This is a genomic window from Rhodococcus sp. NPDC003322 (genome assembly GCF_053589555.1).
Genome location: NZ_JBSFSC010000003.1, coordinates 643,451 through 657,961, shown reverse-complemented (window position 1 = coordinate 657,961; position 14,511 = coordinate 643,451). Strand labels below are relative to the sequence as shown.

12 protein-coding genes are annotated in these 14,511 nt (G+C 70.0%); 2 read left to right on the top strand and 10 right to left on the bottom strand.

Annotated features, from left to right (window positions below; translation table 11 throughout):
- Positions 1 to 20: 20 nt before the first annotated feature.
- The 3 genes from ACWDUM_RS15310 to ACWDUM_RS15300 all read right to left on the bottom strand — a co-directional run bounded on the left by ACWDUM_RS15310 (position 21) and on the right by ACWDUM_RS15300 (position 4,015).
- On the bottom strand, positions 21 to 1,163 hold the full coding sequence (locus ACWDUM_RS15310; protein ID WP_450114343.1) for an acyl-CoA dehydrogenase family protein: 1,143 nt from the start codon (positions 1,161 to 1,163) through the stop codon (positions 21 to 23).
- A gap of 206 nt (positions 1,164 to 1,369) precedes the next feature.
- A complete protein-coding gene (locus ACWDUM_RS15305; RefSeq protein ID WP_450134605.1) occupies positions 1,370 to 2,782 on the bottom strand; it encodes an aldehyde dehydrogenase family protein in 1,413 nt (470 codons plus the stop codon).
- A 105-nt stretch (positions 2,783 to 2,887) separates the two neighbouring features.
- Positions 2,888 to 4,015, bottom strand: a complete 1,128-nt coding sequence (locus tag ACWDUM_RS15300; RefSeq protein ID WP_450114341.1) for an NDMA-dependent alcohol dehydrogenase — start codon at positions 4,013 to 4,015, stop codon at positions 2,888 to 2,890.
- Positions 4,016 to 4,177: 162 nt separating this feature from the next.
- Between ACWDUM_RS15300 and ACWDUM_RS15295 the strand changes: the two genes are divergently transcribed.
- Positions 4,178 to 5,059, top strand: coding sequence for an AraC family transcriptional regulator (locus ACWDUM_RS15295; RefSeq protein WP_450134604.1), 882 nt, complete (start codon positions 4,178 to 4,180; stop codon positions 5,057 to 5,059).
- A gap of 7 nt (positions 5,060 to 5,066) precedes the next feature.
- Here ACWDUM_RS15295 and ACWDUM_RS15290 read toward each other — a convergent pair whose 3' ends face one another.
- Positions 5,067 to 6,356 carry a uracil-xanthine permease family protein gene (locus ACWDUM_RS15290; RefSeq protein ID WP_450114339.1) on the bottom strand — a complete coding sequence of 430 codons (1,290 nt, stop codon included), beginning with the start codon at positions 6,354 to 6,356 and terminating at the stop codon, positions 5,067 to 5,069.
- Between the two features lie 166 nt (positions 6,357 to 6,522).
- Here ACWDUM_RS15290 and ACWDUM_RS15285 point away from each other — a divergent pair, with 166 nt between their 5' ends.
- Positions 6,523 to 7,161, top strand: coding sequence for a pyridoxamine 5'-phosphate oxidase family protein (locus ACWDUM_RS15285; protein WP_450134603.1), 639 nt, complete (start codon positions 6,523 to 6,525; stop codon positions 7,159 to 7,161).
- A 43-nt stretch (positions 7,162 to 7,204) separates the two neighbouring features.
- Here ACWDUM_RS15285 and ACWDUM_RS15280 read toward each other — a convergent pair whose 3' ends face one another.
- The 6 genes from ACWDUM_RS15280 to dapF all read right to left on the bottom strand — a co-directional run bounded on the left by ACWDUM_RS15280 (position 7,205) and on the right by dapF (position 14,499).
- On the bottom strand, positions 7,205 to 8,383 hold the full coding sequence (locus tag ACWDUM_RS15280; RefSeq protein WP_450134753.1) for an alpha/beta hydrolase: 1,179 nt from the start codon (positions 8,381 to 8,383) through the stop codon (positions 7,205 to 7,207).
- Between the two features lie 63 nt (positions 8,384 to 8,446).
- The gene (locus ACWDUM_RS15275) at positions 8,447 to 9,457 is read right to left on the bottom strand and encodes a PHP domain-containing protein (RefSeq protein WP_450134602.1); all 1,011 of its coding nucleotides are present in this window, start codon (positions 9,455 to 9,457) and stop codon (positions 8,447 to 8,449) included.
- Positions 9,458 to 9,534: 77 nt separating this feature from the next.
- Positions 9,535 to 10,872: an alpha/beta hydrolase gene (locus ACWDUM_RS15270; protein WP_450134601.1), complete on the bottom strand. Its 1,338-nt coding sequence runs from the start codon at positions 10,870 to 10,872 to the stop codon at positions 9,535 to 9,537.
- 93 nt (positions 10,873 to 10,965) lie between these two features.
- Complete coding sequence (locus ACWDUM_RS15265) at positions 10,966 to 12,069, bottom strand: hypothetical protein (RefSeq protein WP_450134600.1); 1,104 nt, start codon at positions 12,067 to 12,069, stop codon at positions 10,966 to 10,968.
- Between the two features lie 53 nt (positions 12,070 to 12,122).
- Complete coding sequence (gene hflX / locus ACWDUM_RS15260) at positions 12,123 to 13,565, bottom strand: GTPase HflX (RefSeq protein ID WP_450114385.1); 1,443 nt, start codon at positions 13,563 to 13,565, stop codon at positions 12,123 to 12,125.
- A gap of 61 nt (positions 13,566 to 13,626) precedes the next feature.
- Entirely contained in the window at positions 13,627 to 14,499 is an 873-nt protein-coding gene (gene dapF / locus ACWDUM_RS15255) for a diaminopimelate epimerase (RefSeq protein WP_450134752.1), read from the bottom strand.
- Positions 14,500 to 14,511: the final 12 nt, after the last annotated feature.

The window sequence follows — 14,511 nt, the reverse complement described above, 5'->3', positions numbered from 1 at the left end:
CCTCACACAGGTCTCGCGGTCTACAGGTTGAGCCCCCGGCCGATGATCTCCTTCATGATCTCGGTGGTGCCGCCGTAGATGGTTTGCACCCGGGAATCCATGTACGCCTTGGCGATCGGGTACTCCCGCATGTAGCCGTAGCCACCGTGCAGCTGCAGGCAGCGGTCGATCAGCTCGACCTGCTTCTCGGTGGTCCACCACTTGGCCATGGCGGCCTCCTGGACGGTGAGCTTGCCCTCGTTGAGCAGTTCGATGGACTTGTCCACGAAGACCCGGGCGATCTGGGTCTGCGTCGCGAGGTCGGCGAGCTCGAACCGGGTGTTCTGGAAACTGCCGATCGACTTTCCGAACGCCTTCCGGTCACGGCAGTACTGGATCGTCGACTCGAGCACCGACTCCATTGCGGCCGCCGCAACCACGGCGATCGAGAGGCGTTCCTGCGGCAGGTTCTTCATCAGGTAGATGAAACCCATCCCCTCCTCGCCGAGCAGGTTCGCCGCGGGCACCCGCACATCGGTGAAGCTCAGCTCGGCGGTGTCCTGCGCCTTGAGACCGATCTTGTCGAGGTTCCGGCCCCGTTCGAAGCCGTCCATGCCGCGTTCGACGACCAGCAGGGAGAACCCCTGCGCACCCTTTTCCGGGTCGGTCTGCGCAACGACGACGACCAGGTCGGCGTTAATGCCGTTGGTGATGAACGTCTTGGAGCCGTTCAGGATCCAGTGGTCGCCGTCCTTGACCGCACGGGTCTTGATGCCCTGCAGGTCCGATCCGGTACCGGGCTCGGTCATCGCGATCGCGGTGATGATCTCACCCGAACAGAACCCGGGCAGCCAGCGTCGCTTCTGCTCCTCGGTGGTCAGGTCCATCAGGTACGGCGCGACGACATCGTTGTGCAGCATGAAGCCGATGCCGCTGAAGCCGCGGCGAGTGGTCTCTTCGGTGATGATGGCGTTGTAGCGGAAATCGTGAACCCCGCCGCCGCCGAACTCCTCCGGCACCGCCATGCCGAGGAAACCCTGCTCGCCGGCCTTCTTCCAGACCTCGCGGTCGACGATGTTCTGTTCCTCCCACGCATCGTGGTGGGGCGCGACCTCGAGGTCGAGGAATTTGCGGTAGGACTCGCGGAAGAGTTCGTGCTCGGGCTCGAAGAGAGTGCGTTCCATGCGCCCAGGCTAGGGCTCGACCCGGTGCGGGTCGATGACCCGAACGAGCAGAAACTGTGACCGACACGACACTTCTCGCACCCTGGTGCCACCGGCCTCCCACCACACGGGTTCGTGTCGTGGTGGCTCGCGAACGCGACTCCACCGCAGGTCCTCACGCAGTCGGCGCACCGCCGCCGGCCGACGCCGGCGGCGGCCGCCGCATGTCACCGCTGAATTGCCTTGACCTCCAGGAACTCCTCGAGCCCGTACACACCTGCCTCGCGGCCGTTGCCGGACTGCTTGTAACCACCGAACGGCGCGTTGACGTTGAAGGCGCCGTCGTTGATCTGCACCTGTCCGGCACGGATCCGGCGAGCCACCTTCTCCGCGCGCTCCCGGGATCCGGACCAGACCGCTCCGGCCAGACCGTAGTCGGTGTCGTTGGCCAGTCGGATCGCGTCCTCCTCGCTGTCGTACGCCTCGATCGCGAGCACCGGTCCGAAGATCTCCTCGCGGTGGATCGTCATGTCCGGGGTGACGTCCGAGAACACCGTCGGCCGTACGAAGGCACCGGGCGCATCGGTGTCGGTCGCACCGCCGGTCACGACGCGGGCGCCCTCGTCGATCGCGGTTCGGATGTAGCCGAGCACCCGCTGCTGCTGGGCACGCGAGGACAGCGGACCGACCGCGATCCCCTCGTCCGCGGGGTCCCCGACCGGCAGCGCCTCGGCACTCGCCTTCGCCAGTGCCTCGACCTCGGCGAGCCGGTCGCGCGGCACCAGCATGCGGGTGAGCGCAGTGCACGTCTGACCCGAGTTCATCATCATCGCCCGAACGGACGACGGGACGGCCGTCGCGAGGTCGGTGTCGTCGAGGATGACGTTCGGGCTCTTGCCGCCGAGTTCGAGCGAGACCTTCTTGAGGTTCCCGGCGGCCACCTCGGACACGCGCCGCCCCGCCCGGGTCGACCCGGTGAAGCTGACGATGTCGACATCGTCGTGGGCGGCGATCGCCTCGCCGACCTCGGCACCCGAACCGAACACGATGTTGAAGACACCCGGGGGGAAGCCGACCTCGTCGATGATCTCGGTGAGGATGATCGCGCACAGCGGGGTGACCTCGCTGGGCTTGACGACGACGGTGTTCCCGGCGGCGAGACCGTACGCGGCCTTCAGCGCGATCTGGTGCAGCGGATAGTTCCACGGCGTGATCGCTCCGAGCACACCGAACGGTTCGCGGGCGATCGTGGATCCGCGGTACTCGCTCTCGAACCGGTAGTCGCGCACGATGTTCGCGGACTCGGCGAAGCTGTTGATCGGCAGCGGAATCTGAATCGCCCGGGACACCGCGATCGGGCATCCCATCTCGGTGGAGATCGTGCGGGCAATCTCCTCCGCACGCTCGACCAGCTTGCCTGCGACGGCGGCGAGGAGATCGGCGCGCTGCGCCACCGGCGTCGCGGCCCAGGCCGGGAACGCGGCCCGGGCGGCCGCGACGGCGTCGTCGACGTCTGCGCGGGTGCCCGCGACGACCTCGGCGATCACCTCGTCGTTGGCCGGATTCGTCACGGGGATCCGCGTCGTTCCGCTCGAGACGGTCCACTTGCCGTCGATGTAGTTCTTGTCGTGGATCTGCATCGGGAGGTGCTCCGGCTTCTCTGCGTCTGTACTGGGGGGTGGCGGCCGATCGGGGCTCGGCCCTCGTCGGAACTCGGTGGTCGCCGAGCTCAGCGGTCGTCGGACTCAGCGGTCGTCGTCCGAGTAGACGACGATGCCGCGCAGGTTCTTGCCGTCGAACATGTCCTGGTAGCCCTGATTGATGTCCTCGAGGCGGTACCGGGTGGTGACGAGTTCGTCGAGCTTGAGCTGCCCCGTGCGGTAGAGGTCGAGCAGCTTGGGTATCTGGGTGCGGGGTCCGACGCCGCCGAAGATCGCGCCCTGCACACGCTTCTGCAGCAGAGTCAGCTCGAACAGGTTGAGATCGACCGTCGACTGACTGAAGTCACCCATGCCGGTGACGACCACCTGGCCGCCCTTCCCGGTCAGGCTCAGAGCCTGCTGAATGTGTTCGCCCTTGATCTCACCGACGGTGATGATCGAGACCTGCGCCATTGCGCCCCAGGTGAGTTCGGGCAGCTCGGCGGCCGCTTCCGCGACGGAGGCGTAGGTGTGGGTGGCCCCGAACTCGAGTGCCTTCTTGCGCTTGAAGTCCACGGGATCGATCGCGATCACGAAGCGTGCACCGGCGAACCTGGCGCCCTGGACCGCGTTGATGCCGACACCGCCGACGCCCATCACGACCACGGTGTCCCCGGGTCGGGTGTTGCCGATCTCCGTCGCCGACCCCCAGCCGGTGGACACGCCGCACCCGAGGAGAGCCGCGGTCTCCAGCGGGATGTCCTTCTCGATCTTGACGACCGATGCCTGGCTGACCGTCACGTAGGGCGCGAAGGTGCCGAGCAGGCACATCTGGATCACCGGCCGGCCGTCCCTGGTGACGCGGAAGGTCTTGTCCGCGATGGACTGTCCGGTCAGCAGCCCGGCGCCTTCGTCGCACAGGTTCTGCAGACCGGTCGCGCACGACGGGCAGGTGCCACACGCCGGGATGAACGCGAGCACGACGTGGTCGCCCTCCTCGATCCCGCTGACGCCCGGCCCGACCTTGGTGACCACACCGGCACCCTCGTGGCCGCCGAGGACGGGCATGAACGGCACCGGACTGCTTCCGGCCACCACGTGCGCGTCCGAGTGACACAGCCCCGATGCGGCGAGCCTCACCTGTACCTCACCGGCGACCGGATCCCCCAACTCGACCTCGGAGATCTTCCAGGGTGCACCGACTTCCTCGACGACCGCAGCCTTGACCTTCATGCAACGCCTCCGTTCGATTGTGACTTGGCTCACCTGTTCGACACCGTAGAGCGCGCACTCCGAATCGGCCAGGACAGTCGAGGCCACAACGCGACCGTTCCGGCCACCAACCCCCGATTCGGCCTCGTTGACGGAGCGACCACGGTCGGTGAAACTGGCGGAATGATCCCCGGGGCCGCCGTCCGGCGCGAACTCTCACCGGAACCGGCGCAGGCCTCGAACAGGGTGATCGCGGCCATCACCGACCCGTGGGACCACCCACGCACCGTGGTGTCCGTCGCGATCATGTGCGAATGGGCCCACGCCAAGGGCATTCCGGTCGAGACGCTGCTGCGGGGCACGCGAATCGATGCGGCGGCGCTCACCGACCCCGAAATCCTCGTCGAGGCGTGCCAGGAGGTGGCGGTGATCCGGAACCTGGTGGCCGCGATGGGCAACCGGCCCGGCGTCGGCGTCGAACTGGGCCGGCTCTACCGCCTGACCGCGTACGGCTACCTCGGATTCCTCTTCACCGCATCCGCGTCCGCGCGCGAGACCGTCGAACGCGGCCTCCACTTCGCGCTGCTCACGTTCGCGTTCACCACGATGACGGCCCGGATCGACGCCGACGACCGCTACGTGCTGACCCTCGAGGCGGACGACGTGCCCGAGGACATCCGGCGGTTCCTCGTCGAACGCGACATGGCCGCCGTCCTGCAGATCCACCGGGACATCTTCCCCGGCCGCGACCAGGTGCCGCTGCGCGAGATCCGGCTCGCCACAGACGAACCCGGCTCCACCGCGGTGTACGACGACTACTTCCGCGTGCCGGTCACCTTCGGGCACCCACGCAGCGAGGTGGTCCTGGACGCGGCGTATCTCGACCAGGTCCCACCGATGGCGAACACCCACACCACACAACTGCTGGTCGCGCAGTGCGAGCGGATCCGCGCCGAACGACTGCACCACACAGGCGTGGCCGCGCGGGTGCGCGCACACCTGCTCGACCGGTCGTCACTGGACCTGACGCTCGAGGACGTGGCCGGTGACCGAGTGCGCGGGTGAGGTGCCGTCAGCGGCGCCACCTGGCCAGCGCCCGCATCAGCGGGTAGCCGACGAGGATGCCCACCGAACCCCAGGCGATGCCACCGAGTTCGACGGACCCGATCGACAGGGTCAGGTCGCCGATCCCGGCCACCAGCGCGGCCGCCACCACGGTCAGATTCACCGGATCGGTGAAGTCGACCTTCGCGTCGGACCAGATCCGCACACCGAGGATGCCGATCAGGCCGTACAGCACCAGCGTCGCGCCGCCGATCACGCCGTCGGGCACGGTGAACACCAGGGCACCGAACTTCGGCGAGAACGCGAGGACCACCGCGGTCGCCGCGGCGACCCAGTACGCGGCGGTCGAGTAGACGCGCGTCGCGGCCATCACGCCGATGTTCTCGGCGTAGGTCGTCGTGCCCGATCCGCCGCCTGCCCCGGCGAGGGTGGTCGCGAGGCCGTCCGCGAACAACGCGTCACCGGCAATCGAGTCGAGGTTGCGTCCGGTCATCGCGGAGACCGCCTTGACGTGACCGACGTTCTCGGCGATCAGGACGATCACGACGGGCAACGCGAGCGCGATCACCGACCAGCGGAACTCCGGTCCGTGCAGGTGCGGAACGCCGATCCACGCCGCCTCCCGCAACGCGTCCACCCTGTCCTCCGCGAGGCCCCCGGTGACCGCGGCGAACACCCAGCCGATCACCACGCCCGCAAGAATGCCGAGCCTGCCGAGCAGTCCGGGACCGATCGCGGTGACGACGAGGACCGCGACCAGCGTGACGGCGGCGATCAGCGGCTGGGCCTCGAAGGACCCGACCGCCGCCGGGGCCAGGTTCAGGCCGATCAGCATGACCACGGCTCCGGTCACGATCGGCGGCATCACCGCGTCGAGCACGCGTGCTCCTGCGAGCTTCACCGCCAGGCCGACGAGCATCAGCACCACGCCGACGGACATGACCGCTCCGAGCTGGGCGGCGGGCCCGTCCGCGGCGGCGGCGGTGAGCGGGGCGATGAACGCGAACGACGACCCCAGGTAGCTGGGCACCCGTCCGCGGGTGATCAGCAGGAACAGCGCGGTGCCGATGCCCGAGAACAGAAGCGTCGTGGTGACCGGGAACCCGGTGATCGTCGGCACCAGCAGCGTCGCCCCGAACATGGCGATCACGTGCTGCATCCCGATGCCCACCGTTCGGGGCCAACTGAGTCGTTCGTCGGGCGCGACAACGGCTCCGTCGGTGATCGTCTTGCCATCTCCGTGCAGGCTCCACCCCAGTCCGGCGGTGCGTGCGGGGGCCGTTTCTCGCTTGGTCACGACGCAAATTCTGTCACGGGGCGATAACCGAGAAACGGCCAGGTCGACGGCGGACACGCCGTGCGTCGTGGGCAAAGGACGAACCGCTGCGGCAGGTCCACGGCCCGGCTAGCGTTGTCGCGTCCACACCCGGCGCCTGCGGGGTCCGAGCGTTCCGAGGAGTTTCATGACCATTCGTGACACGGTGGGGAGTGTCGGCGAACATGAACTGCAGCGCGAGTACGGCACCGTCGAACGCGCGGCACGGTTCTATTCCGATCAGGTCCTCGCACACCTGAACCCGGAGATGATCGAGTTCACGTGCCGCCAGGAGATGATGTTCGTCGCGACCTCGGATGCGCGGGGGGAATGCGATTCGTCGTTTCGCGCGGGAGCACCGGGATTCATCCATGTCATCGACGCGCACACCCTGGCCTATCCCGAGTACCGCGGCAACGGGGTGATGGCCAGCCTCGGCAACATTCGGGAGAATCCCCACGTCGGCATCCTGATGATCGACTTCGTGCGCGACCTCATCGGCCTGCACGTCAACGGCCGCGCCCGCATCGTCGACGATCCGGAGTTGCGTGCACAGGTGCCCGACCTTCCCGAAGACCACACCGGTGGACGCGCCCCCGAACTCTGGGTGGTCGTCGACGTGGAGGAGGCGTACATCCACTGCCGCAAGCACATACCGCAGATGGCACCGGTGGCACGGACACGGGACTGGGGCACCGACGACACCCGCCGCAAGGGCGGCGACTACTTCGACGCGAAGGCCACCAGCGCCGAGATCCCTCGGGTCACACCGGCGGCGTCGGCCTGACGTCCGCGACGCCGGTCGGTCGCCGCGGTCGCCGACCGGAGGGTCAGCTGCCGAACGACGGTGCGGGCGGCGTGCCGTCGAAGAGTTCCCGCACGAACGGCACGGTGTCGGCCAGGGACGCGGCCATGGTGCCGCTGTGGTCCGTCGGGTAGGTCTTGAACGTCACCGGCTCCCCGTTACGGGCGAGCGTGGCGCCGAGCTGCAGCGTCGAGGGCATGATGATGTCGGTGTCCCGCAGGCCCTGACCGATGAAGAACGGCTGGTCGTAGCCCGTTTCGGGAATGCCCATGTAGTCGGTGAGCAGTCCGTGCACGTTCGGGATCGACGAGAGCGGCTTCACGAACAACGACCCGAGCACCAGGCCGCGCACCGACTCCTCGAACGGCCCGATGCACTCGGTCTCGGCCCTCGCCATCCATGACCTGCCCTCGTCGCTGAGCAGCGACGGGATGCTCGCCTCGGGGTGCGCGGCGTTCAGGCCCGCGAGGATGTAGAGCGCGTACGCGGTGAGGCCTGCGGGCAGCGCGACCGGCGGCACCCCCGGCCCGGCGAGCGCGACGATGTTCTCGATGTAGGCGGGCACGCCGGTCCCGACCGCGCCGCGGTAGTCCAGCGTGGGCCCGCCGAATTCGGTGGCGTGGCGCGCGGTCGTGATGGCGGCGCCGCCACCCTGCGACTGGCCGATGGTCACCCACCTGTTCGACAGGCCGGGCTGTGCGTTGCGGCCGGCCTTGACCATGTCCACGACGCTGTGCGCCTCGGCCTTGCCGTCCAGGTAGGGCATCGTGCCGGGTGTGCCGAGGCCGGCGTAGTCGCTGGCGACGATCGCGTAGCCCTGGGACAGCCAGGTCCCCAGGTAGGCGAAGTCGCGGTCGCGGGCAGCCGGTCCCGCCACCGACGGTGCGCAGTCGTCACCGAGTCCGACGGTGCCGTGCGCCCACGAGATCACCGGCCAGCCACCCTCGGGCACCGGCCCGGCGGGCAGGAAGACGGCGCCGGTGCTGAGCGCGGGCTCACCGTTCGCGCCGGTGGTCCAGTAGGTGAGCTTCTCCGCGTGGGCGGTTCCGGGGTACCAGAGATCCTGCGGTAGCGCGGCCGTCGAGGTGACGGTGCCGGGCGCGGCGGCCTCCGGCACGGCGTGGGCGGGCGCGGCGCCGAACAGCGCGGCGGCGACCGCGAGCGTGAGGCCGAGGGCACGAGCGCGGGTGGATCCGGTCACGATTGCTCCTTCTCGCGGCGGGGCCGTCACCGGACGCGACCGGCACCAGGGTCACCCGGCATTCGGTCAGGCGACTGTCCAGGACAGTAGCTCGTCCGCAGGCCAGGTGTTCACGATCCGGTCCGCCGGCACTCCGCAGGCCTGCGCGCGCTCGCAGCCGTAACCCTGGAAGTCCAGTTGGCCGGGCGCGTGCGCGTCGGTGTCGATCGCGAACAGGCAGCCGCGTTCGAGGGCGAGCCGGATCAGCCGCGACGGCGGGTCGCGGCGTTCGGGACGGCTGTTGATCTCGACGGCGGTGTCGAACCGACTGCACGCCTCGAACACCACCTCCGCGTTGAACGTGGACTCGCGCCGGGTACCCCGCCCGCCCTCGACGAGCCGGCCGGTGCAGTGCCCGAGCACGTCGACGAGCGGATTCGCGACCGCCCGCACCATCCGCCGGGTCATCGCGTCGGACTCCATCGCCAACTTCGAGTGCACGCTCGCGACCACGACGTCCAGCTCGGCGAGCAGGTCCGGATCCTGGTCGAGGCTGCCGTCGTCGAGGATGTCGACCTCGATCCCGGTCAGGATCCGGAACGGGGCGAGCTCCGCGTTGAGTTCGGTGACGACGTCGAGTTGGCGGCGCAGCCGCTCGGCGGTCAGCCCGTTGGCGACGGTCAACCGCGGCGAGTGGTCGGTCAGCGCGCAGTAGTCGTGCCCGATCAGGGCGGCACGATGCATCATCTCGGCGATCGGGCTGCCTCCGTCCGACCAGTCGGAGTGGGTGTGCAGGTCGCCGCGAAGCGCGGCGAGCAGCTCGCGGCCGCCCTCCCCGATCTGCTTGGCGGCGTTCTCGACCTCGGTGAGGTACGCCGGCACCTGCCCGGACCACGCCTGCGCGATCACCGCCGCCGTCTTCGGCCCGATGCCGGAGAGGGCCGTCCAGGTGTCCGTGCGGCCGAGCCGGTCCCGCTGCTGCGGAGACAGCTCCTCGACGATGTCCGCCGCGCGGCGGTAGGCCCGCACCCGGTGCGTCTCCGCCCGCCCGCGTTCGAGCCAGTACGCGATCTCCCGCAACGCCTCGACGGGGTCCATGCCGTCCATCCTGTGGCATCGCCGGCCCGACTGCCACCGCGCCGAGCCGGTCCGGCAGAACATTGCCGCGCGGTGGTTCAGGAGTCGGCGACCAGGTGGGTACGAGCCGCGATCCAGCCCAGTTCGCCTGCGAAGGCCGGCGCCCACACGTCACCGCTGTGCGGACCCGGCAGTTCGTAGTAGCGCACGTCCAGGCCCGCAGCCCGGGCCGCGGCGTACATGCGGCGCTGCTGCGGTCCGTACTCGTCGTCGTCCGCACCCGCCACGAACACCCCCGCGATGTCCGGAGCCGCGCCTCGTCCCAGCTCGTCCCGGGCGCTGACCGCCGCGAACGCGGACTCGTCGCCGCCGAAGGTCGCGGCAACCGTCTCCGCGTGGTCGCCGAGGGACGGTTCGTCCTGCCCGGAGATGTCGAGGAAGGTCGGGTAGACGTCGGGCCGGTTGACGGCCAGCTGCACCGAGCAGGTGCCACCGTAGGAGTAGCCCCCGATCGCCCACGACCGGGGGTCGGCACTGACCTGCAGCTGCGTGTGCGCCCATTCCGGAACGTCGACCGCGAGGTAGGTTTCGACGTTGCCGAGCCGTGAGTCCAGGCACAGGGGTAGCGCGTCGTCGCCGCCTAGCGCGTCGGGCACGATCACCACCGGCGCCAGCCCGTCGTGGGCCGCCGCGAATGCGGACACCGTCTCGGCCAACGCCATGTCGAGCCAGTCCTCGGGTCGGCCGGGGTTACCGGCGACGAGCACCAGCACCGGCAGCAGCGGCCGCGGCGAGTCCAGGTATGCCGGCGGCAGGTAGACGAGCGCGGGCCGGGCCGCGAAACCGGAACGCCCGCCGGGGATCTGCGCGTGCGTGAGCAGTCCGTCCCGGGCGGCGCGCAGCGGCGGCTTCCAGACCCGCGACACCGGGGTACCTGCCTGCACCCGCTGCTGCGGTCCGGGCACCTCACCGAAATCGACGTAGCGCACCGCCGCCGGCGCGCGGTGGCCAAGCAGTGAACCCGCGGTCGGGTAACGCCCGCTGTCCCGGTTCACCACCGCGACCGCGGACCCCGCCAGTGTCACGGCCGCAAGAGCCGCCACCGCAGTCACCAGGACTCGACGTGAGCCGGCGGACACCGCCGTCGCGACCGCCACGCACATCCCGGTGACACCCAGCACGACCGCTGTGACCCCGACACCGCTGAGCTGCAACGGAAGTGGACGGCCGGCCGCCCACACCGCGGACAGCACCATCACCACGCCCAGAGGGGCCGCGACGGCGGCGCGGCGCAGTTCCCGCCGCGGCAACCGGCGCGCGAGCCCGAGGAGCGCAAGGACCGCAAACGTAGCGGCGACCGTGACGGCAACCGTGGCCGTCGGGCCGATCAGCGACAGCCGCGACAGCGACCGCAGCAGGACGTGAGTGTCGGGCACCGCGCCAGTATCCGCCGGTCGGTGCCCCGAAACGAATCGGACAGCGGACGATTCGGGCAGGTGGGACGAACCGCAGCGGACCCGGTTTCGGGTTCAGGCTCCTCGGCGGGCCCGGTACAACACGGCGGCTCCGAGCGTGGCGGCGCCGACCCCGACGCCCGCCGCAACCACCGCGCCGGTGTTCGTGCCGCCCGCGCTCGCCGCGACCGGCTGCGCGACCGGCTGCATGAGGGGCTGCACTGCGGGCAGCGGCACCAGCGCGGTCGCCCCGCGCAGTATCTGGATCGGAGGCAGCGCACCGCCGTTCGACTCGGACGCGCTGAGCAGGTCGCCGTCCGGCGTGAACGCGATCGCCTCGCCCTGCGGCTGGTTCGGCATCGGGACGCGCACCGGCGTCGCGGTTGTCAGCGCGGCCACGATGTCGCCGTCGGGCGCCGGGTAGAGGTAGATGTCGGTGTAGGTGCGGACCGCGACGACCCGACCGTCGGCGCTGACCGCGCCGCCGGTGATCAGGATCGACCCCGCGACCGGCATCGGGCTGCCGGGTGTGTCGGTGGGCGCGTAGGCGAGCTGTCCGACGCGCTCCAGCGGCGCCGGTCCCGGACCGAGCTGGTCGAGGGTGGCGCCGCCGGCCGGGCGGTAGATCCCGCTGGCCGCGAGCACCTCCTTGGTGACGATCACCGGCCGGCCGTCCCTGCCGACGAGCAGCGTCTCCGCATCGTGCGGGCCGTCGGGGTACGTGAGCAGGTGCATGGCACCGGCGCCGGTTGCAGGGTCCACGTCGGTCAGCGACACCTGCTGGCGCACCTTGTTGTTGTCGCCGGTGTCCGAGAGCCACAGCCGACCGTCGGACAGGGCCATGTCCTCGACGTCGACCGGGGTGGGTGGCACCGGCACCGTGTCGATGACCTGGCACTGGTTGTCGAGCACCCACACCCTGTCGTCGGTGCCACTGTCACCGATCGCATGGATCCTGTCGCCGGTGGCAGCCAGACCGGATATCTCGGAGAGGCCGGACTCGGTTGGCGTACACAGCGTCTCGAACGTCGCGTCGACGGCGTCGGACCCCGTCGACGATCCGGTCGAGCCGCCCGAACCCTGGGCGGTGGCCGGGGCCGCCGTCAGGATCGCCGACCCCACCACCGTCAGCGCGAGCGCCGCCATCCGTCTCCGCACCGCGGCGTTCGATCCGGTCATCCTCGAGTTCTCCTCAGCGTCGCGGGGTTCCGACGGCGGTGCCGTCGCGGTACTCACGCGGCGCTGTGACGGAACTGTTCCAGGGCGGAGGCCAGCGCCGGCGGCACCTTCGCCTGGATCAGTGTGCCCTCCACCTCGTGGGTTGAGCCGAGAATTCGCCCATCCGAGTGAATTCGGGCCACCAGATCGCCGCGCGTGTACGGCACGAGGACCTCGACCTCCACCTCCGGCGGACTCACCAGGTTCGCGAGGGTGGCCCGCAGATCCTCGATGCCCTCCCCCGTCCGGGCGGAGACGAACCGCGCGCCCGGCAGGAGGCCGCGCAGCTGGGTGAGGGTGATCGGGTCGGCGGCGTCGATCTTGTTGACCACAAGCAGTTCCGGCGGTGCCGGGGCGTCCGATTCCCGCAGGACCTCGGTGATGACCTCCCGGACCGCCTTGATCTGATCGGTCGGCAGCGGATCGGAACCGTCGACGACGTGCAGCAGCAGGTCGGCGTCCGCCACCTCCTCCAACGTCGACCGGAACGCCTCGACCAGCTGGGTCGGCAGGTGGCGGACGAATCCGACGGTGTCGGTCAGCACGTACTCGCGGCCGTCCGGGAACTCTGCCTTGCGGGTCGTCGGATCCAGGGTCGCGAACAGCGCGTCCTGTACCAGGACGCCGGCGCCGGTCAGGGCGTTGAGCAGACTCGACTTGCCCGCGTTGGTGTATCCGACGATCGCGACCGACGGGATGTCGCTGCGCAGCCGCCGGGTGCGCTTGGTGTCGCGGGCACCCTTCATCTCCTTGATCTCGCGGCGCAGCTTCGCCATCCGCTCACGGATCCGCCGCCGATCGGTCTCGATCTTCGTCTCGCCCGGCCCGCGCGTTCCCACGCCGCCGTCCTTGCCGGCGCGGCCGCCCGCCTGTCGCGACATCGACTCGCCCCAGCCGCGCAGCCGCGGCAGCATGTACTGCATCTGCGCCAGCGCGACCTGCGCCTTGCCTTCGCTGGACGTGGCGTGCTGGGCGAAGATGTCGAGAATCAGGGCGGTGCGGTCGATCACCTTGACCTTGACGACCTTCTCCAGCGCATTGAGCTGAGCGGGAGTGAGCTCGCCGTCGGCGATGACGGTGTCGGCGCCGGTCGCGAGAACCACCTCGCGCAGTTCACCGGCCTTGCCCGACCCGATGTACGTGGCCGCGTCCGGCTTGTCGCGGCGCTGGACGAGGCCTTCGAGGACCTCCGATCCGGCGGTCTCCGCGAGAGCGGCGAGTTCGGCCATGCTGGCCTCGGCCTGGGTGGCGGTGCCGGAGGTCCAGACCCCCACCAGCACCACCCGTTCGAGGCGCAGCTGCCGGTACTCGACCTCGGTGACATCGGTGAGCTCGGTGGACAGGCCCGACACTCGGCGAAGCGCGCTGCGCTCGTCGAGCTGCATCTCACCCACCGACGGATCGTGGCCGGAAACACCGGCGGGCCGATCATCGTGGTGGTCGGTGTCGTGAGTCATTTCGTCTGAATTCGTCATACCCCGCCATCGTCCCACGGACGGCCCCCGCGGTGCATCCGCATTACCCGCCGAGAGACGACCACCAGGTCTCGTCCAGGCTGCCGGAGGCGACCAGGACCGACGGCCCCCGCAGGGTCGCCTTGCCCGACTTGACGGCGACACGCACCTCGCCGCCGGGTACCCGGACCTCGACCTCGCCCTCGGACCTGCCTGCGGCGCGCAGCGCCGCGGCCGCCGCGGCGACGGTTCCGGTGCCGCAGGAACGGGTCTCCCCCACCCCGCGCTCGTACACCCGCATGTCCACGGCGCCGTCGGCGAGCGCGGTGAGGATCTCGATGTTCACGCCGTGCTCGAAGAAGTCGGCGTCGAAGTCGGGGGCGACCGTCAGGTCGAGTGCCGCCAGCGACTCGGCGGTCAGGTCCTCGGCCACGCACGCCAGGTGCGGGTTCCCGACGTCGATGCCGAGACCGCTGAACTCGGTGCCCGCGACCGTGGCGGTGGAGGTCCCGAGTTCCTTGACCACGCCCATGTCGACGGTCACGTCGGCGGTCGCGCCGTCGAGGCCGTGCACCACGACCGGGCGCGCACCTGCCCGGGATCCGACGACGAACTCGTCGGCGAGTTCGAGCCCTGACGCGCGCAGGAAGTGCGCGAACACCCGGACCCCGTTGCCGCACATCTCGGCGATCGACCCGTCGGCATTGCGGTAGTCCATGAACCAGTCGTCCACGCCGACACCCTTCGGCAGGGCGTCCAGCACCCCGGCCTCCTTCAGCACGCCCGCCCGCGCGACCCGCAGCAACCCGTCGGCGCCGAGCCCGCTGCGTCGGTCGCAGAGCGTCGACACCCGCGCCTCGGTCAGGTCGATCGTCGCCTCCAGGTCGGGCAGCAGGACGAAGTCGTTCTCCGTCCCGTGGCCCTTGCTGAACTGCATGGCGGCCGTGCG

Excerpts from the sequence above, each read along its gene's own strand:
- ACWDUM_RS15310 (WP_450114343.1), bottom strand. The coding sequence starts at position 1,163 with ATGGAACGCACTCTCTTCGAGCCCGAGCACGAACTCTTCCGCGAGTCC.
- ACWDUM_RS15305 (WP_450134605.1), bottom strand. The coding sequence starts at position 2,782 with ATGCAGATCCACGACAAGAACTACATCGACGGCAAGTGGACCGTCTCG.
- ACWDUM_RS15300 (WP_450114341.1), bottom strand. The coding sequence starts at position 4,015 with ATGAAGGTCAAGGCTGCGGTCGTCGAGGAAGTCGGTGCACCCTGGAAG.
- ACWDUM_RS15295 (WP_450134604.1), top strand. The coding sequence starts at position 4,178 with ATGATCCCCGGGGCCGCCGTCCGGCGCGAACTCTCACCGGAACCGGCG.
- ACWDUM_RS15285 (WP_450134603.1), top strand. The coding sequence starts at position 6,523 with ATGACCATTCGTGACACGGTGGGGAGTGTCGGCGAACATGAACTGCAG.
- ACWDUM_RS15275 (WP_450134602.1), bottom strand. The coding sequence starts at position 9,457 with ATGGACCCCGTCGAGGCGTTGCGGGAGATCGCGTACTGGCTCGAACGC.
- ACWDUM_RS15265 (WP_450134600.1), bottom strand. The coding sequence starts at position 12,069 with ATGACCGGATCGAACGCCGCGGTGCGGAGACGGATGGCGGCGCTCGCG.
- hflX (WP_450114385.1), bottom strand. The coding sequence starts at position 13,565 with ATGACTCACGACACCGACCACCACGATGATCGGCCCGCCGGTGTTTCC.
- dapF (WP_450134752.1), bottom strand. The coding sequence starts at position 14,499 with ATGCAGTTCAGCAAGGGCCACGGGACGGAGAACGACTTCGTCCTGCTG.